This is a genomic window from Taibaiella lutea, assembly GCF_008629695.1.
GTDB lineage: Bacteria > Bacteroidota > Bacteroidia > Chitinophagales > Chitinophagaceae > Taibaiella > Taibaiella lutea.
Genome location: NZ_VWSH01000001.1, coordinates 1,018,866 through 1,041,432, shown reverse-complemented (window position 1 = coordinate 1,041,432; position 22,567 = coordinate 1,018,866). Strand labels below are relative to the sequence as shown.

Annotated in this window: 19 protein-coding genes; 11 read left to right on the top strand and 8 right to left on the bottom strand. The window is 39.2% G+C overall.

The window, feature by feature from the left end; translation table 11 throughout:
* The first annotated feature begins 8 nt into the window (after positions 1 to 8).
* On the top strand, positions 9 to 1,877 hold the full coding sequence (locus tag F0919_RS04470) for an OmpA family protein (RefSeq protein ID WP_190277257.1): 1,869 nt from the start codon (positions 9 to 11) through the stop codon (positions 1,875 to 1,877).
* A 7-nt stretch (positions 1,878 to 1,884) separates the two neighbouring features.
* On the opposite strand, the gene F0919_RS04465 is transcribed toward F0919_RS04470, so the two are convergent.
* The 5 genes from F0919_RS04465 to F0919_RS04445 form a co-directional block, all read right to left on the bottom strand.
* The gene (locus F0919_RS04465; protein ID WP_150031509.1) at positions 1,885 to 2,223 is read right to left on the bottom strand and encodes a translation initiation factor; all 339 of its coding nucleotides are present in this window, start codon (positions 2,221 to 2,223) and stop codon (positions 1,885 to 1,887) included.
* A gap of 16 nt (positions 2,224 to 2,239) precedes the next feature.
* Entirely contained in the window at positions 2,240 to 3,184 is a 945-nt protein-coding gene (locus tag F0919_RS04460) for a GNAT family N-acetyltransferase (protein WP_190277256.1), read from the bottom strand.
* 102 nt (positions 3,185 to 3,286) lie between these two features.
* On the bottom strand, positions 3,287 to 4,123 hold the full coding sequence (locus F0919_RS04455; RefSeq protein ID WP_150031507.1) for an alpha/beta fold hydrolase: 837 nt from the start codon (positions 4,121 to 4,123) through the stop codon (positions 3,287 to 3,289).
* Between the two features lie 116 nt (positions 4,124 to 4,239).
* On the bottom strand, positions 4,240 to 5,013 hold the full coding sequence (locus tag F0919_RS04450) for a 3-hydroxybutyrate dehydrogenase (protein ID WP_150031506.1): 774 nt from the start codon (positions 5,011 to 5,013) through the stop codon (positions 4,240 to 4,242).
* Positions 5,014 to 5,096: 83 nt separating this feature from the next.
* A complete protein-coding gene (locus tag F0919_RS04445) occupies positions 5,097 to 5,636 on the bottom strand; it encodes a dTDP-4-dehydrorhamnose 3,5-epimerase family protein (protein ID WP_150031505.1) in 540 nt (179 codons plus the stop codon).
* A 204-nt stretch (positions 5,637 to 5,840) separates the two neighbouring features.
* On the opposite strand from F0919_RS04445, the gene F0919_RS04440 reads away from it, so the two are divergent.
* Both F0919_RS04440 and F0919_RS04435 read left to right on the top strand, forming a co-directional pair.
* On the top strand, positions 5,841 to 6,170 hold the full coding sequence (locus tag F0919_RS04440; protein WP_150031504.1) for a hypothetical protein: 330 nt from the start codon (positions 5,841 to 5,843) through the stop codon (positions 6,168 to 6,170).
* A 166-nt stretch (positions 6,171 to 6,336) separates the two neighbouring features.
* Positions 6,337 to 8,184, top strand: a complete 1,848-nt coding sequence (locus F0919_RS04435; RefSeq protein ID WP_150031503.1) for an amidophosphoribosyltransferase — start codon at positions 6,337 to 6,339, stop codon at positions 8,182 to 8,184.
* Positions 8,185 to 8,262: 78 nt separating this feature from the next.
* On the opposite strand, the gene F0919_RS04430 is transcribed toward F0919_RS04435, so the two are convergent.
* The gene (locus F0919_RS04430) at positions 8,263 to 8,547 is read right to left on the bottom strand and encodes a hypothetical protein (RefSeq protein ID WP_150031502.1); all 285 of its coding nucleotides are present in this window, start codon (positions 8,545 to 8,547) and stop codon (positions 8,263 to 8,265) included.
* Between the two features lie 112 nt (positions 8,548 to 8,659).
* On the opposite strand from F0919_RS04430, the gene F0919_RS04425 reads away from it, so the two are divergent.
* The 5 genes from F0919_RS04425 (at position 8,660) to F0919_RS04405 (ending at position 17,282) form a co-directional block, all read left to right on the top strand.
* Entirely contained in the window at positions 8,660 to 10,441 is a 1,782-nt protein-coding gene (locus F0919_RS04425) for an ABC transporter ATP-binding protein (RefSeq protein WP_150031501.1), read from the top strand.
* 294 nt (positions 10,442 to 10,735) lie between these two features.
* Positions 10,736 to 13,948 (top strand): SusC/RagA family TonB-linked outer membrane protein, encoded by a 3,213-nt coding sequence (locus F0919_RS04420; RefSeq protein WP_150031500.1) that lies wholly within the window; start codon positions 10,736 to 10,738, stop codon positions 13,946 to 13,948.
* A gap of 20 nt (positions 13,949 to 13,968) precedes the next feature.
* Positions 13,969 to 15,423 carry a SusD/RagB family nutrient-binding outer membrane lipoprotein gene (locus F0919_RS04415; protein WP_190277255.1) on the top strand — a complete coding sequence of 485 codons (1,455 nt, stop codon included), beginning with the start codon at positions 13,969 to 13,971 and terminating at the stop codon, positions 15,421 to 15,423.
* 21 nt (positions 15,424 to 15,444) lie between these two features.
* Positions 15,445 to 16,083 carry a hypothetical protein gene (locus tag F0919_RS04410; RefSeq protein WP_150031498.1) on the top strand — a complete coding sequence of 213 codons (639 nt, stop codon included), beginning with the start codon at positions 15,445 to 15,447 and terminating at the stop codon, positions 16,081 to 16,083.
* Between the two features lie 104 nt (positions 16,084 to 16,187).
* Complete coding sequence (locus F0919_RS04405; RefSeq protein WP_150031497.1) at positions 16,188 to 17,282, top strand: ABC transporter permease; 1,095 nt, start codon at positions 16,188 to 16,190, stop codon at positions 17,280 to 17,282.
* A 20-nt stretch (positions 17,283 to 17,302) separates the two neighbouring features.
* On the opposite strand, the gene F0919_RS04400 is transcribed toward F0919_RS04405, so the two are convergent.
* Together F0919_RS04400 and queA are read right to left on the bottom strand one after the other, a co-directional pair.
* The gene (locus tag F0919_RS04400) at positions 17,303 to 18,460 is read right to left on the bottom strand and encodes a hypothetical protein (protein ID WP_235903455.1); all 1,158 of its coding nucleotides are present in this window, start codon (positions 18,458 to 18,460) and stop codon (positions 17,303 to 17,305) included.
* A gap of 199 nt (positions 18,461 to 18,659) precedes the next feature.
* The gene (gene queA, locus F0919_RS04395; RefSeq protein WP_150031496.1) at positions 18,660 to 19,709 is read right to left on the bottom strand and encodes a tRNA preQ1(34) S-adenosylmethionine ribosyltransferase-isomerase QueA; all 1,050 of its coding nucleotides are present in this window, start codon (positions 19,707 to 19,709) and stop codon (positions 18,660 to 18,662) included.
* A gap of 216 nt (positions 19,710 to 19,925) precedes the next feature.
* On the opposite strand from queA, the gene F0919_RS04390 reads away from it, so the two are divergent.
* The 3 genes from F0919_RS04390 (at position 19,926) to mnmA (ending at position 22,435) form a co-directional block, all read left to right on the top strand.
* On the top strand, positions 19,926 to 20,144 hold the full coding sequence (locus tag F0919_RS04390) for a hypothetical protein (RefSeq protein ID WP_150031495.1): 219 nt from the start codon (positions 19,926 to 19,928) through the stop codon (positions 20,142 to 20,144).
* 15 nt (positions 20,145 to 20,159) lie between these two features.
* Entirely contained in the window at positions 20,160 to 21,206 is a 1,047-nt protein-coding gene (locus tag F0919_RS04385) for a glycosyltransferase family 2 protein (protein WP_150031494.1), read from the top strand.
* Between the two features lie 128 nt (positions 21,207 to 21,334).
* Positions 21,335 to 22,435, top strand: coding sequence for a tRNA 2-thiouridine(34) synthase MnmA (gene mnmA, locus F0919_RS04380; protein WP_150031493.1), 1,101 nt, complete (start codon positions 21,335 to 21,337; stop codon positions 22,433 to 22,435).
* Positions 22,436 to 22,567: the final 132 nt, after the last annotated feature.

The following is a 22,567-nucleotide window of genomic DNA, read 5'->3' as shown; positions in this document are numbered from 1 at the left end:
CATTTTACATGATGTCCCTGAACCTTTGTGCACAAACCAAAGGTTCAGGAGCATATGAAAAAGCGCAGGAATACTTGAGGCAACAGCAAACGGAAAAGGCAATCAGGTATTTTAAGAAAAGTCTGACGGAGAATCCTGCATTTTCTGATGCTTATATTTCGCTTGGTATGTTATATTGCGATAACAGGCAATATACCGAAGCCGCAGATGTCTTCCGGCAAGCTGCACAGGCATGTCCTGCGTGCAGCAGGAATTTTGCCATTCCATTGGCGCGTACCTTATGCCGCGCCGGCGAATATGCCAAAGCTGATGCCGTGTTAATGGCCTGGAATAAGCCGGATTCCCTGAACCCCAAATTGAAATTGGAGTACGACAAAATCAGGATGACGATTCAATATGGTAAATATGCTGTAAATGCAAAGCCCACAGCTACCCCTGAAAATTTAGGCCCGCGCATCAACACAAAATACGACGAATATTTTCCTTCCATATTTCCCGATGACAGCACTATCATTTTCACAAGAAGGTCTGAAGGCGTAGAAGAAGACTTTTATGCTGCGAAAAGAGATTCCTGCGGCGGATGGTTTGAACCGCGGAATATGGGAAGTCCTCCTAATTCGCCGCAACCGGACGGAGCTTTAATGCGTTCGGCAGACGGACATTATTTGTTTTTTATGCGCGATGGTGTCAGGAGCGAAAATGGATGGGACGGCGGTGGTTGCGATATCTTTTTCTCTTATGTGGATAATGACGGCTGGTCGGAAGCAGTACCCTTCGGCGCTACTATCAATACACCCGGCTATGAAGGCATGCCTTCCTTATCCTGCGACAACAAGGTGATGTATTTTGTAAGCGACCGGCAAGGCGGTTTTGGAGGGAAAGATATCTGGATGAGTGTTTTTCAGGATGGTTTATGGCAAGTGCCCGAAAATCTTGGCCCGGACATTAATACGCCTTACGATGAAACAGCTCCTTATATAGCTGCTGATAACAGTACATTGTATTTTACATCTGACGGCCATCCCGGATTGGGCGGCACGGACATTTTCCTCAGCAAAAAGAAAAATAATTTCTGGCAGACGCCTCAGAACATGGGCTATCCCTTTAATACAGCTTACGATGATGTAAGCATGTGTATCAGTCCCGACGGCAAAAAGGCTTATATGGCTTCCGACAGAGCGGGCGGTTATGGCGCTATGGATTTGTATGAAGTGCCTTTATCCGAAGATATACAGCCGCAGCCCTACACTTTTGTATTTGGTATTTCTTATGACAGCCTTACCAAAGACAGGCTGACGTATGCCCAGGTGGAATGGCGCGATGCTGTTACAGATGAAGTTTTATTCCGTTTCCAGACCAATAGGGGCGACGCTACTTATATGGCTTCCATACCACTCCATAAGCAATATAAAATTAGAGTGGTTCGTGCCGGTTACCTGACTTACGATACGGAAATTACTTATGACAGCTCCAATATTGTCCATCCTGATACCCTTAATTTTTCTTTGTTGCCGCTTGATTACAGCCCGCCTTTATATGATACAATGATTGGCAGGTTTAATTTTCTGAAAAGCGCTACCGTGCTTACCGATACGCAAAAGAATCAGTTAAGGTTGATGGTTCAGGGTTTTGTTTCAGAGCCGCGTGCCGAATTTTTTGTAAATGGTTTTACGGACGATACAGGAACACCGGACATTAATGAACAGGTTTCGTTTGCAAGAGCGAGAAGCCTGGGCGATGCATTAATGAGTATGGGCATTTCCGAAAGTCAGATACATATTCAGGGCTGGGCCGATGCCAATCCAATGGTATCTAATGATAGTGATGAAAACAGGCTATTGAACAGAAGGGTAGAACTGACGGTAAGGAGGCCGTGATTGGTGATTACCCTTTTGTATGCGTATAGCCCCATTCCTTAAGCCATGTAATGATTTTTTCCCTGTTCTCTCCTTGTATAATAATTTCGCCGTCCTTAGCGCTGCCGCCGGTGCCACATTTGGTTTTCAGCTTTTTTGCCAGTTCCTGAAAATCTTCGTCCTTACCTTCAAATCCATCTATAATAGTAACTGTTTTTCCTCCTCTGTGCTTTTTTTCAATGCGCACTTTCAGCCTTTGTTCTTTGGGCAAAGGTGTTTCGGTAATCTCCGGTTCTTCTTGTTTTACGGCATCGGGGTTGGTAGAAAACACTAATGCGCTGAATGAGTTCAATGTTTTTTTGTTCATGACAATTTCAAATAATTTATCCTAATAGCTGTTTCTTTATTTTCCAAATCCATGAATCAACTTTGGAAATATAAAGGTAAGTTTTTCTTTCGCTGCCAAATCGTTTATAGATATTCCCTACACGCTCATCCATGCTGCCTTCAAAATCGAAAACGGATAAACCTTTCTGTTTTGCCAGTTGAATAGCATGCCATATTAATAACCTTCCTGCACCGTGATGCGCTGTCTCCGTATTGACAGCACTTAAGAGTAAGTACATTTTTTTATTATCCCAAACGGTAAACAAAAAAGCAGTGGGTTCGCTGTTTTCATTTTTTGCAATAAATAATTGCCCTGCATTTTCTTTAATGCAAGTAGTAATTATTCCGGTTAGATATGCCGCGTCATAATGATACTTTTTGCCCTTTCGTGTATAAGTTTTTTCATGTAATGAAAGAAACAAATCCAGATGTTTTAAGCCTTCTTCAATAGTATGGCTGTCCTGCGCAAGTCTGATGAGTTTTCTGTGATTATTGTGAAATCCTTTAAACAGCATTTCCGGTTCTGGTTTCAACGAAAGCTCATAAGTAAGTTTTTCCTGAATGCTGTAACCTCTGTGTTTAAAAAAAAATTTGTTGTTGAAGCCGGTTGTCGTCTCTATTTCCAGACTGCCATGTTTCGGCAATTGAGCCCAAAGTTCTTTCAGAGTTTCATCATGATTTGAATGGTCATCTGAATAAACCATTTCATTGTTATGTAAGATAACAGGGCTGAGGTAGGGAGTGAGTGAAGGGTTTCTGATGATTTGTATGCCTAATTTTTTTTCCATACAATAAGGAAAAACACCTCGTAAATCTTTGTCGCTTTTTGCAATTGCAATATCCCAGTTATCACTCACCATATTTAACCACCAGGGCCGGAAAAACAATGGCAGTCTTGCGTGGAGCTCTGTTAAGGTTAAATAATGAGATTTGTGAGACATCAAAGCTTGGGAATATAAAAATATCAATACTAAAACAACATTCTTGCCATGTTGCGGCATGACAATTAAGGATGTAAATGTTGTACAAATTTACACGATAACTTATAACAAGAACGCTTCAATCGCTTCCACGATACGTTTTGCATTATTGCCGTAAAGCATCGTCTGGTGATTGCCATCCACTGCAACATATTTAGCATCTTTCATCAGCTCTGCGGTTTCTTTTGCTTTAAAATCGGGCAATAAAGGCTCTCCCATTGTATAATCATCAACCGCATTTATTAACAACGCAGGTTGTTGCACCCTTTCAAAAGTTTCAACCCAGGGTTGTTGGGCAACGCAGGTCGCAACTTCAATGATGTTTGACAAATTCGGATAAGGATTAACCGTACCGTCTTCCCGTACATGGCCATCCGCTTTGTAATAACTTTCCATATCCTTATCCCAGAATGTGTTTTGCGGGGCCGCTTTCATTTCTGCAAGGTAAGTAGCGTAATCAGGGAAAGTTTTATCCAGTCTGCTTAAGGTGGGCCCAAGCATGGCAGGGGCATTGGGATTCATTTCTGCCGCCGCATCCAGAATGATTAACTTCTCTACGCGTTCAGGATAACGGGCTGCAATATAAGTTGTAAGCAATCCGCCATAGGAATGACCGCCCAAAAGAGCTTTCTCAATATTTAAATAATCCAGCATGCCAAGAATATCTTTTGCATGATCTTCCAAAGTATATCTGAATGCAGGTTTACTGCTTAAACCTCGACCCCGTAAATCAGGTGAGATAAAACGAAGATGCTTGGCTAAACCATGTGAGAGCAAGCCATCAAATGCGTGTGCATTTGCAGTAAGGCCATGCATTAAAATCAACGTAGGTTTTCCTTTAGGGTGATGCTCCAGAAAATGAAGATCAATATTGTTACTCTTTATAAAATGTTCGGTCATTTTTTGTCGGGTCTATTATATTGGGGGTATCAAATATTTAGTATCAGGTATTCATTTCTGACTATCCACTAACAACTATCAACTATTACTATTCACTACTGACTATTCACTAAAAATTAGTGTGCTGTCCAGCCTGCATCCAATGGTAAGGCAATGCCTGTAATAGTAGCTGCAGCTGCGCTGTCTGCAAGAAATAAAATGGATTCCGCAATTGTTTCCACGCTTATAAAATCCTTGATGGCATGTTCTGCTAAAAACACTTTATTGATTACTTCCTCTTTCGTCATATTATGTGCTTTCATCTGATCGGGAATTTGCTTGTCAACAATCGGCGTATGAACATATCCCGGGCAAATAGCATTACAGGTAATGCCAAATTCGCCACCTTCAAGAGCTGTTACTTTTGTAAGACCAATGATGCCATGCTTTGCTGCTACATAAGCGCTTTTGAAAGGAGAGGCTATCAATCCGTGTGCAGATGAAATGTTGATAATGCGGCCAAACTTATTTGCCTTCATAGATGGCAATATAGCTTTAGTTAAATGAAAAGCCGCAGTCAGGTTGATAGCAATAATGGCATCCCATTTATCATCCGGAAAATCCTCGATGGGCGATACAAACTGAATGCCGGCATTATTCATCAGCACTTCAATGCTTCCGAATTTTGCCAAAGCTTCTGTTGCCAATTGTTTTATTTCTTCGGGTTTCAGCATGTTTGCAGGAGAAAAGATATAATCAACGTTATATTCTTTTGCAACTGAAGCTGCTATTTCCGCGCCGTTTTCTTCCAATCCGTTAAATACAATATTATAGCCTTTAGCAGCGAATGCCTTTGCTGTAGCCAATCCTATGCCGCTTGTACTTCCTGTTATGAGTGCCGTTTTTGCCATGTTTTTTTTTTTTTAGAAACGTAAATTTCAAGGAATGTTTTATGATTAAAAAATTAATGCTGTTACCGAATTGTAAATGACAATTAGAAAGGAGACTCGAATGAGTTTAATCCGGGAAACGAATTATCTCTTTCTGAAATGATAGGATGTATGCAGTCCCAATTCATGCCGAAGCTATTATAAAGTACACCTGCATCATGATTTTTGTCATGCTCGGAGCCGACAAGATAATAAGTCATTGCATTTTCTGTAAGCGCTTTAAACCCATGCGCAAAGCCTTCAGGTATAAAATAGGCTTTACTGTTTTCATCGGAAAGTACGGTACTGTAAAATTGACCATAGGTAGCACTATGCTTTCTTAAATCAAGGATAACATCCAGGATGCTTCCAGAGGGGCAATAAACTATTTTAGAATGCTGATGCGGTGGTGTCTGGAAGTGCATGCCCCTTATTACATTTTTCTTTGATAAAGAGAAATAGCTTTCTTTTAGTTGAAAGTCAATACCTGCGGCATTGAAAAAATGTTCCTGGTAAGTCTTGTTGAATACGCCACGATTGTCTTTGAAACTGGGCAATGTTATTAAAAAAGCGCCGTCTAATGGCAGCGGCTCAAAATGAAACATAAGCAATGTGTAATTGTCCGGATATTCAAAGGTATTGATTCTGTTAACAATATTTTGGTTATACTTTTTGATTTTGTCAATAAACTATAAAGTGCTGTGGTTGTCTTATTGATGAATCTGGTTGAAAGGTTGTAAATACAGCAAAGCTTGAAACCCGGTTCGACCAATAGACAGGAAAACTATAACAGTTAAAAAATTTGTATTATGAAAAAGCTATTTTGGGTATTCATATTCACGTTATTCACGGGATTGATTACTAATGAAAGTGCAAATGCACAAAGACACGGTAATAACCATCAAAGACAAGTACGTCATAACGCCTATAACAGAGGTTATCATGATGGTGCAAGAACAGCTTACAGACATGACAGAAGGCATTATCCAAGATATTATGCACATCGTGGCTATTATGCCCCAAGGCCTTATTATCCGCGTCATAGAAGATATTATGCACCCGCTCCACGTCCGCGTGCAGTAGTGAGAGTCAGAGTGCCGTTACCACCACCGCCACCGGTAGTTGTAATTCATCCTTAAACAGTATAAAAATTATTCCGGAGCCGTTTGGTTCCGGATTTTTTTATTGCAGTTTCCCAATAAGTACTGATTCTTTGGAGAAATTCTATAAAAGGCATTTGTCTATATACGTATTGATGAATCCCATTTTTTAAAATTCTAAAAATCGGCTTAACTTTGCGCCCTCATGTCAGACGCACTTAAACATGAATGTGGCCTTGCCTACATTCGATTGCTAAAGCCAATATCATACTACCACCGTAAATACGGAACCTCTTTCTACGCATTGAACAAACTTTATCTCCTTATGGAGAAGCAGCATAACCGGGGCCAGGACGGCGCAGGGATTGCCACGCTTAAGTTAAATGTAGAACCCGGATATCAATTTATGCACCGTTTGCGTATTGCAGGCCCGGGAGCTATTAAGGAAATATTTAATTCCGTTAATGACGAGGTTGTAGAGCTGGAGCGTATGTATCCTAATCTTCGTGAATTTCCTGGAATGATGAAGGGATATTTAAGATTTATGGGTGAAGCCATGTTGGGGCACCTGCGTTATGGCACACAAGGAAAGAATAGCGTTAAGTTTTGCCATCCTTTCGTGAAATCAGATATTAATCCTGCACGTAACCTTTCAATGGCCGGTAACTTTAATCTGGTAAACACCGATGAGCTGTTTGCTATGTTGAAAGAAAATCCGGATGAAACAATGCGTACCAGCGATTTGGGGGCAATGATAGATACTGTTCATCATTTTCTATGTGAAGAGGAAGAAAAATCGCCTGAAAACCCTGATATTGAAGCAGTGCTTCGTCAGGCTACCAGCCGTTTTGATGGCGGGTATGTATGTGGCGGCTTAGTTGGGAACGGAGATAGTTTTGTGATGAGAGATAAGCATGGCATTCGCCCGGCTTATTATTATCAGGATGATGAAATCGTTATTGTTGCTTCGGAGCGTCCTGCAATTCAGACAAGTTTCAATCTCAAGTTGGAAGATATTAAAGAATTGCAACCGGGTTGTGCTGTTATTGTAAAGGCCGACGGTACGGTTTCTGTTCCTCAAATACTGGAACCTGCTGAAAAAGCTGCCTGCAGCTTCGAGCGTATTTATTTCAGCCGTGGCAGCGATGCGGATATTTACCGTGAAAGAATGCTTTTAGGTGATTATCTGGCACCTAAAGTATTGGAAGCTGTTAATTACGATTTGAAAAATACCATCGTTTCTTTTATACCAAATACGGCAGAAATAGCTTTTTACGGCCTTATAAAAGGGTTGGAAGACTATTTGAAGGAAATGAAAATTTCGCGCATCATAAAAGGCAGAGATACTTTATCTGATGAGGAAATCAGTGAGTTAATCTATCGCAGGGTGCGCATTGAGAAGATTGCTATTAAAGATGTGAAGCTCAGAACCTTTATCACGGCTGATTCCAGCAGGGATGAAATGGTGCAGCACGTTTATGATATTACTTATGGAACCGTTCGTCCCAATCAGGATGCTTTAGTTGTAATTGATGATAGTATCGTAAGAGGTACAACATTGCGTCAAAGCATTATCAAAATGCTGGATCGCTTAAGCCCGACGAAAATCATTGTTGTTTCTTCTGCACCTCAAATCAGGTATCCTGATTGTTATGGTATCGATATGAGTAAAATGGGTGATTTCATTGCTTTCCAGGCAGCTGTTGAATTGTTGAAGGACAGGAATATGACCAATGTACTAACGGAAACATATTTGAAATGCAACGCAGCGAAAGAGCATAATAAACTGCATGAGGAAAACTTTGTAAAAGCAATATACGAGCCTTTTACACCCGAAGAAATCAGTAAAAAAATCGGTGAAATGTTACGTCCCGATGATGTGAACGCTGAAGTTGAAATTATTTACCAATCTATTGAAGGTTTACATAAAGCCTGTCCTGAAAATAAAGGAGACTGGTACTTTACCGGTAATTATCCGACTTCAGGTGGTAACAAAGTAGCAAACAGGGCGTTTATGAATTTTATGGAAAATAAGGTCGGAAGAGGTTATTAATCTTTTTCCTTTATAAAAAGTTGCCAGCTTTTCAAAAGTTGGCAACTTTTTTTATTCCTTCAATTTTTTTTCAGAAACCTAAATCGTATCATCAACGCCTGTATTATCTTCCGGAAAAACAGGAATAGGTGCGGCTTCCATTTTTCTTTGCAGAATAGAATCTACCTTAGGCTTCAGTTCAATGGGCAATCGTTTTTCATAATCTTCCTTTGCCTGCTGCTGCATTTTTTTCAGATTGTTTTTATAGATACTGTCGGCTCTTTGTCTGATTTGCTTCGGAGTTAACGGCTTCTCTTCTTTTCCGCAGGAAGTGATAATTAAAGCTGTTATTAATATTGTTATAAGTTTACCGGATGTCATCATAATTATTTACTACGCTGCAAATTTAACTAATACCTGCGTCTTTACCTTAACTTTGCGCTGGCTTAAGAACCGGAGGCGTTTCCTGTTTATTATTATCCATAAAATTTATTTTTTGCAACATCTTTCAGTTCTGAATAAATATTTCGTAAAATACAGATGGAGGCTGCTTTCCGGTCTTCTGTTTGTAATACTTGCCAATGTCTTTGCTGTCTTGTCTCCGCAAATTGTACGGGAGACGCTCGATCAGGTTTATCAGAATATTTCCACCTATCATTTATTGGCTAATACACCGGAAGCTGCTGCATTGCGTTCGAAAGTAATGCACCTGGTAATGATTGCGGGCATGTATTTACTGGCATACGCATTGCTGCGTGGTATTTTTATGTTCTTTATGCGGCAGACTATTATTGTAATGTCCCGTCATATTGAATATGATCAGAAAAATGAAATCTATGACCAGTATCAAAAGTTAAGTACTTCATTTTACAAAAGCAATGCTACCGGCGATTTGATGAGCCGGATTTCTGAAGATGTTTCCAGAGTACGCATGTACACAGGGCCGGCTATCATGTATATAATAAATCTGGTTGCCTTAATTTGTCTTTGTCTTTGGAAAATGATATCGGTAAGTCCTTCCATGACATTTTACGTTGTTGCTCCATTACCTTTTCTGGCTTTTTCTATTTTCTATGTAAATAAAATTGTGAACAGAAAAGGAGAGAAAATTCAGGCTGAATTATCGGCGCTTACGTCACAGGCGCAGGAATCTTATTCGGGCATCAGGGTTATTAAATCCTTTGTAAGAGAACTGAATTCAATTAAACTTTTTTCAATAGTTTCTCAATCCTACAGAAAAAGCACGATAAATCTTTCGCTTACGGAATCCATCTATTTCCCGTCCATGAACTTATTCATCGGGTTGAGCATGCTTTTGACAGTTTTGGTGGGCGGCATGCAAGCCATAGATGGTAGCATTACACCCGGAAATATTGCCGAGTTCGTGATTTATATTAATATGCTGATGTTTCCTATTTCCGCCATTGGCTGGACTGCAAATATGATTCAGCGCGCTTCTGTTTCACAAAGAAGAATAAATGAATTTCTGGATGCGAAGCCTGAAATAGTAAATAGCCCGGACGCTGTTACCAAAGAATTAAAAGGCAAGGTTGAATTCAGGGATGTGACTTTTATTTATCCGCATACAGGCATTGTAGCACTGAAAAATTTCTCTTTGTTGATTCAGCCGGGAGAACAGATTGCGGTAATAGGTAAAACCGGTTCCGGCAAATCCACATTGGTGCATTTACTTTTAAGAATGTATGATGTTACGGAGGGCGAAATTTTGGTAGATGATTTACCGATAAAAAAATGGGATTTATCCGGTTTGCGTCATCAAATGAGTTACGTGCCTCAGGATGTTTTTCTTTTTTCTGATTCTATTGCCAATAATATCAGTATGGGGCATCCGGACAGAAATCATGATTTGATTCAGGAGGCGGCAAGAATGGCTCATATAGATAAAGAGGTCCGGGAATTGCCGCAAGGTTATGAAACTATTACGGGCGAAAGAGGTGTTATGCTTTCCGGGGGGCAAAAACAACGTATTTCTTTAGCCAGAGCCATTATAAAAAATCCTGCGCTTTTGATTCTGGATGAAAGTTTGTCTGCAGTAGATGCTACGACCGAACAGGCTATTCAGCAAAATCTGGGTAAGATTCATCATAAAAAGACAGCTATTGTTATTACGCATCGTATTTTCAAAAGCTGGAATTTTGATAAAATCATTGTTCTTGAAGACGGGCAGATTTTAGAAGCGGGCAATCATGATGAGTTGATGGGTAAAAACGGCCAATATGCAAAATTGTTTAACTATCAGACTTTAAGTGATGAATAAATAAAAATATTATTTTGTTATAAATTAAAAACGCCTGAACAACTAAATGTTCAGGCGTTTTTTTGCAGTTAGATAATATATTATAAAACAAAAATCATTGTTAAAAATGGAATCGGGGTCTTATATACAGGTTAGGCGCTGAAGTTAATTTAACAAAAAGATAATCAATAAGTTGTGAAGTTTGGCATGATTATATTTAACCATAGGAAAAAGAAAATATGTTTTTGAGCAAATACTTGCTTTGATTTTTTAAATATGGAGATTATATTTACGTGAACAAAAAAATGTTTGTGTATGAAAAAACTACTACTTATGGTTGCCCTCCTGTTATGGTCGGGGGTGCAGCTTGCTATGGCACAAAGCAGGCCTGTTAAGGGTCAGGTGCTGGATGACAGGGGCGAAGGAATACCCGGAGCCAGTGTTCAAATCAAAGGCAGCAATGCCGGAACAATAACTGATATTGACGGTAACTTCAGTCTGGAAGTTCCTGATGATGACGAAGTTTTGGTTATCAGTGCAATTGGCTATGCTAATCAGGAAATTAATGCCGGAGATGGTGATAATGTCCTTTCAGTAAAATTAAAAACATCTTCTACTGCGTTAAATGAAACCATTGTTACTGCAAATGCCGTAAGAAGGGAAAAAAGAAGTTTGGGTTATTCTACTGCTCAGGTAAGTGGTAACGACCTTACTGCAGGTGGAAGTGTAAGCCCCTTAAATGCTTTGGCAGGTAAAGTTGCCGGTATGAACGTAACTACTACTTCGGGAGCGCCGGGTTCATCTTCACGCGTAGTATTGCGTGGTGGTTCTTCCGTTTTGGGTAATAACCAGGCTTTAATTGTTGTGGATGGCGTACCTGTTAACAATGCCGGCTTAGGTACAGCAGGTAATATCGGTAATTTAAGCAATCAGGTTGATTACGGTAACAGAGGTAATGACATTAACCCTGATGATATCGAATCTATTTCTGTATTGAAAGGTCCTGCTGCAACAGCGCTTTACGGTTCTTCAGGTGCTAACGGTGCCTTAATGATTACTACTAAAAAAGGTAACAGGAGAATGGGCGGTGCAAGCAAAATGGATGTTGAAGTAAACACAGGTGTTGCTTTTTCCAGTATTCTTAAATATCCTGATTTCCAAAATTCCTATGGACAAGGTAATATTTACGAAGGTGCTTATCCTGAAGATCGTCGTGAAAATTTTTCCTGGGGTTACAAGTTTGATAATGAACAAAGGCCTTGGGGACAAGTTATCAATGGAAAAACAAGGGTAAAACCTTATTCTGCAATACCGGATAATATTTCCGATTTCTTTAATACAGGGACTACTTATAATAATAGTGTTGCTATTAACGGCGGAACAGAAACATCTGCATTCCGTTTAGGTTTCAATGCATTGAACAGTAATTCTATTTTCCCGGGAAAAGATTACAATAAATACGGTGTTACTTTTAACGGCAATGTTGATTTAAGCAATAGATTTTATGCAAGCGTTAATTTCGATTATTCCAAAATAAACAGCGATTTGCCTGCTTTTGGTCAAGGTAACGCTTCCATATTGGACAATCTGTATCAAATGCCGAGAGATATTCCTATTCGTGAATTAAGGAATCTGAATGATCCGTTTAACTCAATGGATTATGTTGATACCAACGGTGTGCATCGTTATGGTTATTATGGAGCTTATGCGCTTAACCCTTATTACACTTTGGATAGTTTCAAAAACACTAATAAAGTAGATCGTCTTTTTGGAAATGTTACCGTAGGTTTTAAAATTACTCCATGGTTAAAACTGGAAGACAGGTTGGCTACAGATGTCTATAGCGATCGTCGTTATCAGAAAAATCCTATATTCAATTCAGAGCCTGCTGATGAAACAGGATTATACACACGTCCTCAAAGTAATCCGGGACGCTATTCGGAAGATCTTATCAATTCATACAATATTTATAATGATTTGATGTTGTCAATCAACAAACAATTGAATAAAGATTTTTATTTAACAGGTTATGTTGGCCAGAATATTACGCAACAATCTGTTACCGAAACCTATGCAAGTACAAATGAGGATGGTGGTTTAGTGGTTCCTGGTTATTATAACCTTACCAACTCAAACGGACCTGCCTTTGATGTAAACAGTGAAAGCACAAAAAGAAAAGTACGCGTATATACCGATCTTAGCCTTGGTTACAAAAATATGTTGTTCTTAGGTGTAACCGGTGCCAAAGACTGGGTGTCTACAGTGAAAAACAGCATAACTTACGGTGGTATAAACGGTTCATTTGTCTTTTCAGAACTATTTGATGACAAAACAAAAAATATCTGGAACTATGGTAAGTTAAGAGTGTCCTATGCACGTGTTGGTAATGATGCCAATCCTTATTTATGGACAACCACGTATGGCAGAACAACATTGAATGGCGATTTTGGTTCCCTGATATTTCCGTTTAATGATGTTCCCGGTTTCAGCTATGGCGATGTTATCGGTAATCCTAACATTAAACCTGAATATTCTACTGAGTTTGAAATCGGTACAGAGAACTCTTTCTTTAATGACCGTGTATCCTTTGACTTCTCTTATTATAATAAAAACTCAGGAGATCAGATTATTCCGGTAGCGCTTGCTGCTTCTTCCGGTTTTAAAAATAAAACATTGAATGCAGGTTTGATAACCAACCATGGTGTCGAATTGGCTGCAAGATTTACACCTATACGCACACGTTCCGGTTTCAAATGGGAAATTTTCGGAACCTATGCAAAAAATGTGAATCTGGTTAAAGAATTAGAAACTAATAACCTGTCTATCGGTAATGCAATAAACGGTGCAACCATTGTAGCTACAGTTGGTAAACCTTATGGTACATTCTATACCGACGGTTATCTGCGCGATGATGCAGGACATGTAGTGGTTGATGCCACAACCGGCCTTCCTCTTATTGATAAGTCCGGCTCTAAATTCTTTGGTTCTTATATGCCTAAATGGCAAGCTTCATGGGGAACGACTTTAAGTTACAAAGGATTCACGTTGTACATGTTGTTTGATACAAAACAAGGCGGGCAATTCTTCTCAAGAACACGTGATATACTTGCTTTTGTAGGTACTTCCAAAGAAACAGAAGACAGAGATCCTCAGGTTTGGGCTAATTCTGTTTATGAAGGAACAGACGGTGCATATCATACAAATACTGATATTAAATATAACCCTTATTTCTTCTATACAGGTCAGGCTAACCGCCCTGGTGAATATCAATTGGTTGATGCAAGCTATGTGAAAATGAGAGAAGCAAGATTGTCTTATACTTTACCACGTAAATGGATGGACAAAACACCTTTCGGTTCTGCGACTGTCAGTGTTTATGGTAACAACCTGTTTATATGGACACCATCATCTAATCAGTTTACAGATCCTGAATTGAGCTCTAATGGTGCAGGTAACGGACAAGGTTTTGAATTTAGTGCTATGCCGTCTCAAAGAAATTATGGCTTCAACCTTAAATTCACTTTCTAAACTCTAAAATGCAAAAAAATATGAAACGAATATATAAAGGACTTTTAGGGCTGTCGGCAATTGCATTGCTGTCGCTCGGAAGTTGTAAAAAATACAGAGATATCAATACTAATCCGAATAACCCGGAAATCGTAGATATCAAATTGCTATTGCCTTCAGCTGAAGCAGGGATTGCTCAACAGGTAGGGGGAAAATTCCAGGTAATAGGCGGTATGTGGAGTCAATATTGGACACAGAGCCCTGTAGCGAGTCAATATCGGGTTGTAGATCAATATCAGATTGCCGGTTCCGATGTAAATAACGGATGGAATGGACTATATGCTGATGCATTGATGGATTTACAGAAAATAGTTGAATTGTCCGGTTCGCAGAAAAATTATGCCGCCATTGCAAAAATTTTGCAAGGATATACTTTTCAGGTATTAACCGATCAGTTCGGCGATATTCCTTTCTCTGAAGCTTTGAAAGGTGAATCTGCAAACATTACAAGCCCTCATTACGATAAGCAGGAAGATGTATATAAAGGCATCATTGCATTAGTTCAGGAAGGCATGAATGAATTGGACCCTAATAGTCCTGCTCCCGGTACCGACGATTTAATTTATGGTGGTGATTTAAGTGAGTGGCAAAGATTTGGTAACACATTGCTTTTGAAAATGTATATGCGTCTTTCTGTAAAATCTCCTGCTATGGCTGAAGCCGGCGTTGACAGTTTATATGCAAGTGGCATCGGATTTTTAGAAGAAGGTGAAACTGCCCAAATCACTTATGGTACTGCTGCCGGTAGTTATAATCCGTTATATTCAGAGATGAATAATGCTGTTATAAATCAAACCCAGAACTTAATTGCCAGCGCTACGCTTACAGATAGCATGAACGCTAACGAAGATGAGCGTTTAACTGCTTTTTACACAGCGGGTTCCGGTGGTTATGTCGGTAATGACCAGGGAGATATAAGCACCGAAACAGATGCTTCAAGTTTTGCCATCCCTGGCCCTGCAGTTGGTGGAAATGCTGTAAACCTTGCATCTGCTACAGCTCCTGTACTCTTTATATCTGATTATGAAAGTTTATTGCTTCAGGCTGAAGCGGCTGCACGTGGTTGGGGTGATGGAGATGCTGCCGAATTATTTGGCAGAGCCATTAGTGCAAATTTTGACGCTTATGGTCTTGATGCTACAGACTATCTGGCTAATGCACGTTGGGCCCAATATCCTGCAGCAGGAACAATGGAAGAACAAATAGAATTCATCATCACCCAGAAGTGGTTCTGCATGTGTGGCAACGAAGGGCTTGAAGCCTGGACTGAATGGCGTAGAACAGGTTATCCGGGTTTCTTTGTCATTTCTAAAAGTTCCCGCATTGGTAATAACTTCCCTCAACGATTCCCTTATCCTGATGAGGAAGTTACCAATAATGCCAACTTCCCTGGACAGAAATCAATTACGGATAAAGTTTGGTGGGATGTCAATTAATAACTTAAATCAGAAAATTGTATGAAAAAGATAATATTAATAGTTTCCTGCATTGCCCTTATAGCGTCTTGCAGGAAAAGAGATGATAACTATTCGACCGTAGAAGTATACTCTACGCCGACTATCACATTGTCGGGACAGCAATACTATAGTATCCATGTGGGAGATGAAGCGCCTGTTATTACCGCAACAGCTTATGATTCATTTTACAATGAGTTTTGTGAAGTTAGTTATGATGCAAGCGGGATTGATAACACTACTCCCGGTATTTACAGTGTACCTATGACTGCCCGGAATCATTTTAAAATGGAGGGTAGGGCTTCGGTTGTTGTTGCAGTAACGAATATTGCAGATTCAATCGACCTTTCGGGCGAATATTTGCGTGCGGCAACCGGAGGCACAGCTAATGTAACAAAAGTTGCAAGAGGTTTGTATGAAACAGATAATGTCGGTGGAAATGCCGGGGCATCTACGCATGCGTTCTTTCTGCAATTAGCGCCTGATACTATGATTGTTCCTACACAGCCGACAACAGATGGCGATATGGAATTCCCTACGTCTAATTTTGTCTTTGATGCAAATGGTGTATTAACATCGTATACATATACCATAAGTAATCCAACTTATGGTACAGCCGCAAGGACATTTACAAGACAATAAGTGATCAACCTTAAGTTGTGAACCCAAAGAGCCGGAATTTTACTTCCGGCTCTTTTTCTTTTCCTAAGTAATCCCTTCTTACCTTTGCTGTGATTTTCTCAATTATGGCTAATAATTATTCCCAACTAAAAGCTTTTCTGGCGGTAACCAAAGCGGCGCTTAGGTCTATTATGAAAAGTCCTTCATCTGTTGTTTTTACCATCGCTTTTCCATTGATATTCATTCTTGTATTTGGTTTTTTAGGTGATGGTAGTAAGTATAATATTAAAGTAGGCGTAGCACCCGATTCAGATACGCTGAATCCGATTTATGGAATTTTGCATCAGATTGACATGGTTAAGTTTGTAAGCTCTGAAACAGGGCAGCAAAAGAAGGATTTGGAGAACGGGAAATTGAGCGTATTGCTACATATTCAAAAGACAAATGCCAGTCCTGAATACAAAGTTTTAATGGATGTCAACGCAGCTGACCAGGCTAAGGCTGATCAGTTAAAGGCTGTTATTGAAAAAATAGTTTTGTCTACCGATCCTGTTGCTGCCGAAAGACAAACAGAGTTGATTTCCATTAATCAGCAAGTAATAGAGAGCCGTAAATTTTCCACTATAGATTTTATATTGCCGGGGCAGTTAGGCTTTTCATTGCTTGCCGCAAGCGTGTTCGGAACAGCCTTTGTATTTTTCAATTTAAGACAAGCCTTAGTTTTAAAACGTTTCTTTGCAACACCAATTCGTCGCGAATACATCATTTTGGCAGAAGGTTTCGCCCGTATGATTTTTCAATTAATAGGGGCCGTTGTGATTATCATGGTTGGTAAAATTGCTTTTGGATACACCTTGATTCATGGCGTGGTTACAGTAATAAATATGCTTGCTATCTGCGCCATTGGTTTATTAGTATTTATGAGTTTTGGCTTTATCATTAGTGGTATCGCCAAAAGCGAATCTACTATTCCTCCTTTGTCTAATATTATTACCTTACCTCAATTCCTATTGGCCGGCACCTTCTTTTCCGTTGAGGCATTCCCTAAATGGATGCAGCCCATTACAAAGGCACTGCCATTGACCTATTTAAACGACGCCTTAAGAGAAATTGCTTTTAACGGAGCTTCTCTTTGGGACGTAAAAATGGATATAGGCGTTTTATTGCTTTGGGGTATAATCGGATATTTTGCTGCGTCAAGATTGTTTAAATGGGAATAATTTGAGAGCAAATAATCTCGTTAATGTTGAGGGTCATATTCATAAGCCACCTGAAAAGGCACATCTTTCAATTTAGAAGATAGTTGACCAACAGATAAGTCCTCGGTTTGCGGTGTAGGTTCACAAACCGAATATTGTTTGTTTTTATACATGATGGGCTTACCCACCGATTTATCAAATTTTACTGCAATAGTCACATGCGTAGGATAAGCTAATACAATCATAGGAAGATTGTAAATTTCCTTTACAAGACAAAAGAATAAAGCAGCTCTGTCATCGCAATCGCTGTATTTGTTAAGCAATGTCTGTTCAGGAGATAACCTTTTTTCTTTACCAAAGTTTTGCTGATCATTTTCGTAAGAAAATGCATTGCGTGTAAAACGCATCAGGTAATCCACGCCGTTTTTCTGGTTCATACCCTTTACTTGTTCCTTTAATTCGGGAATAAGCGAATTGTAAGTTTCTTTACTTAGCGGGATATTAAAATAAGATTCGTAATCCACAACAGGATAATTTGCAAATATGCTTTGAATCTGGCTATTCACTTTTACTTTGAATAAATAAGCCTTGTTTTTGTAATCAAATTGAATATCTTTTTCAGCGTAGTCATTATCTGAAAATTCGGGCATGCTTGTAATACGATAAGTAAATGGGTTTTTGCCTTCGGGAATTTTTACAGCAACTTCATTTGGTTCTTTTTCCTCAAAATCAAGCCTTCCGAAATCGTGTAAATTCAGGCATACAAATTGTCTGCCATCTTTGAAATAATAAGGAATATCATAAATGTTATCGTTGCTCTGCGCATAAAACAATAATTCACTATCACGAATTGCAAGTGAAGCATTATAACCCGATTTATTCAGCAAAAACCATTTGTAAAGTGTGTACCTGTTATAGTTTTCACTCTTGGGACTTATTTGCTGAGCTGCCTTTCTAATTAACTGATAATATAACCAATCATCCAGTTTGTTTTTTTCCTTAAAAGCTAATAATGTATTTATGATTGGCTGATAGTCGCTTTGATTAAGGCTGTCGTAGAATTCCTGAATGGAATAAGAAGAAATTTTCCGGCCAAAATCTACAAAATGCCAATCGTTTATCCGGCTATGAATGCTGTCGCCGAAAAATTTGAATTCAAGACTAAGCGTGTCGGCTGTACTGCGAGTATTGTAACTCAACAGTAAAAAAAACAATAATAATATGTTTCGTAATTGCTTCAAGGCTTAAAAGAAAATTTACCTATTGCTAATTTACGAAGAAAAATTTAAAAATTAATAAAAAGATAACATTGAAATTTTGAAGCTTAACATTTCACAATTTCCTGAATTAAAAAAACCGCACAATTGTGCGGTTTTTTTAATTCTTTTATTTTTAAAATTAAATTACCAACATGGCATCTCCATAACTAAAGAAGTTGTATTTCTCTTTAATAGCGGTTTCGTAAGCTTCCATTGCCAAATCATATCCTGCAAATGCAGCTACCATAATCAATAAACTTGTTTTTGGTAAGTGCAGATTAGTGATTAAACAGTTTGCAATGGAAAAATTAAATGGCGGATGAATAAATAAATTAGTCCATCCTGATTCCGGCTTTAATAAACCACGGGCAGTTACAGAGCTTTCCAACGCACGCAATGTAGTAGTGCCTACTGCGCAAATGCGTCTTTTCTCTTCAATGCCTTTATTTACGATTTCACAAGCATATTCGTCTACATTGAAATATTCGGCATCCATTTTATGTTTGCTCAAATCTTCTACTTCAATAGGACGGAAAGTGCCAAGGCCGGTATGCAATGTAACTTCTGCAAATTTTACGCCTTCGATTTCCATCTTTTTAATCAACTCACGGCTGAAGTGAAGACCTGCCGTAGGCGCAGCTACAGCACCTTCGTACTTTGCATACACGGTTTGATAACGTTCACGATCTTCTTCGTCCGGTTTACGTTTGATGTATTTGGGCAATGGCGTTTCGCCCATACTGTCAAGCACCGTTTTAAACTCTTGTTCATTACCGTCAAAAAGGAAACGGATGGTACGTCCGCGGGAAGTAGTGTTGTCAATTACTTCTGCTACCAATTCATCATTTTCGCCGAAATAAAGCTTATTACCTACTCTTATTTTACGGGCAGGATCAACGATTACGTCCCAAAGGCGGTTTTGTTTACTTAATTCGCGCAATAAAAATACTTCGATGCGCGCACCTGTTTTTTCCTTGCGGCCATAAAGTCTTGCCGGAAATACTTTGGTGTTATTGACAATCATTACATCTCTGTCCTCAAAATAATTCATCACATCTTTGAAGATCTTGTGTTCGATTTTGCCTGTATCACGATGGATAACCATCAGACGGCTTTCGTCACGTTGTTTGGATGGATGCTGAGCGATCAGATTGATGGGGAGATCAAACTTAAATTGGGATAACTTCATATCTTACAGGATATGTCTATTTTAATTTGTGAGGAAAAAAAGTTTGCAAAAATAAGAAGAAAAAACTGAAAATATCTAATTGTTTTTGTAAGGTGGTCTAATGGTTTTTAAAAGAACGTTTTAACCGAAATTAAATTGTTGCTGACAAGAGAAAAAAAATTAGACTTTTTGCCAAATTCTCTTACTTTTGTGCTCTCAATTTGCAATGCTTTTTCAATGGAAAATAACAATATCCCACTTATTGACGACGAATTAGACATCAGAACGTCGAAAACCTCTACCTCAAGATTCTTTTTCTTAATGGGCTTTTTCGGCATGTTTATTTTTGCCTGGGCAGGATGCTATAAGTTATGGACAACTTCCTTTCACCCAAACGATCAGGTAAAAATCAACAAAAGCTCTCTTTACAATCCTGAATACGAAACTCCTCAATAATATTGAGGCTATCTTATGATTGTTACCCGACAAGACACAGCAGTTGTCATTTTAAGCTATAACAGCCGTAAATGGCACGAGTTGTTTCTGCCAAAAATAGTGGAACAAGCTAAAGATGGTTATGATGTTATTGTGGTAGATCATGCTTCGCCTGATGATACGGCCCAATACGTGCGTCATCATTTTCCGTATATACAATTAATAGAATTAAAGGAAAATCATGGTTTTGCCTGGGGATACGCAGAGGCATTGAAGCAAATTCAATCAAAATACTACATTTTATTAAGTTCGGATTTTGAAGTAACAGACAATTGGTTTCCTGCAATTCATACTGCAATGGAAACCAATAAGAATCTGGTTGCCTGTCAGCCTAAAATCCGTTACTATAAAGACAAAGAATACTTCGAATACGCAGGCGCAGCAGGTGGTTTCATGGATAAATGGGGTTATCTGTTTTGTCGCGGGCGTATTTTTTCCACCCTTGAAAAAGACGAAGGTCAATATAATGACAGCACGAACGACCTGTTTTGGGCATCCGGCGGCTGTTTTGTAGTCCGCGCTGATGTTTACCACAAATTGGGCGGGCTTGATCCCGATTTATTTGCCCACATGGAAGAAATTGATGTCTGTTGGCGGATGAAAAATGCCGGATACGATATTGGTTATGTTGCCGATAGTACAGTCTTTCATGTAGGCGGCAGCGTCATTACTTACGGAAGTCCTCAGAAAACCTACTATAATTTTCGCAATAGCCTGGTACTTTTATTAAAGAATGAAAGTGCTGGCAAACTCTTATGGCTTTTGCCTTTAAGGCTTATTCTGGATGGCATTGCCGCATTGCAGTTTTTAGCCGGCGGTAAAATAAATAATATACTGGCCATTGTTAAAGCGCATTGGAATTTCTTCTTCACCTTCGGGAAATGGTATAAAAAGCGCAGGATTCATAAAGAATTGGTAACTGTAAGAAGCAAAACCGGTATCTACAAAAAGAGTATTATCATTCAATATTTCCTGAACGGGAAAAAGAAATTTTCTGACTTAAGGGCGGAAGATTTTAATTAAAAGCATCACGATAGTTTTTTCCAATCCACACATTTTCCCTCCTTTTATTTTATTGTGTAACTTTGCGCCTTCTCAGATATTTTACAATGTCTGATACCTAATATTTAACATCTAATGTCTAAATAAAAATGAGCCGCAACGGAAAAGTATTAGTAGCGATGAGCGGTGGTATAGATAGTACCGTTACAGCCTTGATGTTGAATCAACAAGGTTATGAAGTGGTGGGCGTTACCATGAAGACATGGGATTATGCCTCTGCCGGCGGCAGCCGTAAAGAAACAGGTTGTTGTAATCTGGATTCTTTCAATGATGCGCGCCAGGCGGCAGTGCAGCACGGATTTCCGCATTATGTAATTGATATCAGGGAGGAATTTGGTGGTGCCGTAATCGAAAATTTTATTGATGAATATATAGCCGGACGTACCCCTAACCCTTGTGTACTTTGTAACACGCACATTAAATGGTCTGCATTGCTGAAGCGTGCCAATGCATTGGATTGTGATTTCATAGCAACGGGACATTATGTAAAAGTGCGTGAAGAAAATGAACGTTTCATACTTTCGAAAGCAAAAGATTTAACCAAAGATCAGAGTTACGTGCTTTGGGGGCTGGGACAGGATTGTTTAAGCAGGAGTATTTATCCGTTAGGCGATTATCTGAAAACAGAAGTGCGTCAGATAGCTCTGGACATGGGTTATCCGGAATTGTCGAAGAAGGCAGAAAGCTATGAAATTTGCTTTGTGCCTGATAATGATTACCGTGGGTTCCTGAAACGCAATGTGGAAGGACTGGAAGAAAGAGTGAACGGCGGTAATTTTGTATTGGCCGATGGAAGTATCGTTGGTAAACACAAAGGTTACCCTTTTTATACCATTGGTCAGCGGAAAGGCCTGGATATAGCCATGGGGCGCCCCGTTTTTGTAACTAAAATTATTCCTGAAACCAACACTGTTGTTTTGGGCGATATGCATGAACTGGATCAGAATATCATGACCGTTGGAGGCATTAATATGATTAAGTACGACACTATTCCGCAAGGTATGGAAGTCACCACTAAAATAAGATATAAGGATTCCGGAGCTTTAAGCCATTTGCATACAGAGGGTGCTGAAGTTAAAGTGCATTTTTATGAAGATGTAAAAGGTATAGCGCCCGGCCAGTCTGCTGTTTTTTATGAAGGCGATGATGTGATTGCAGGCGGAATTATACGGGCAGGTATGAAAGGATAGTACGTTTGCTCCGACTTTTAAAATTTAATTGATAATTTTTCGGACGTAGGTTAAAAAATGTTTTCAAATGGGAAAAATATTTTTTATCTTACGTCCGTTTTACATTCAAGGCTTTTTGGTCAAAGCACCTAA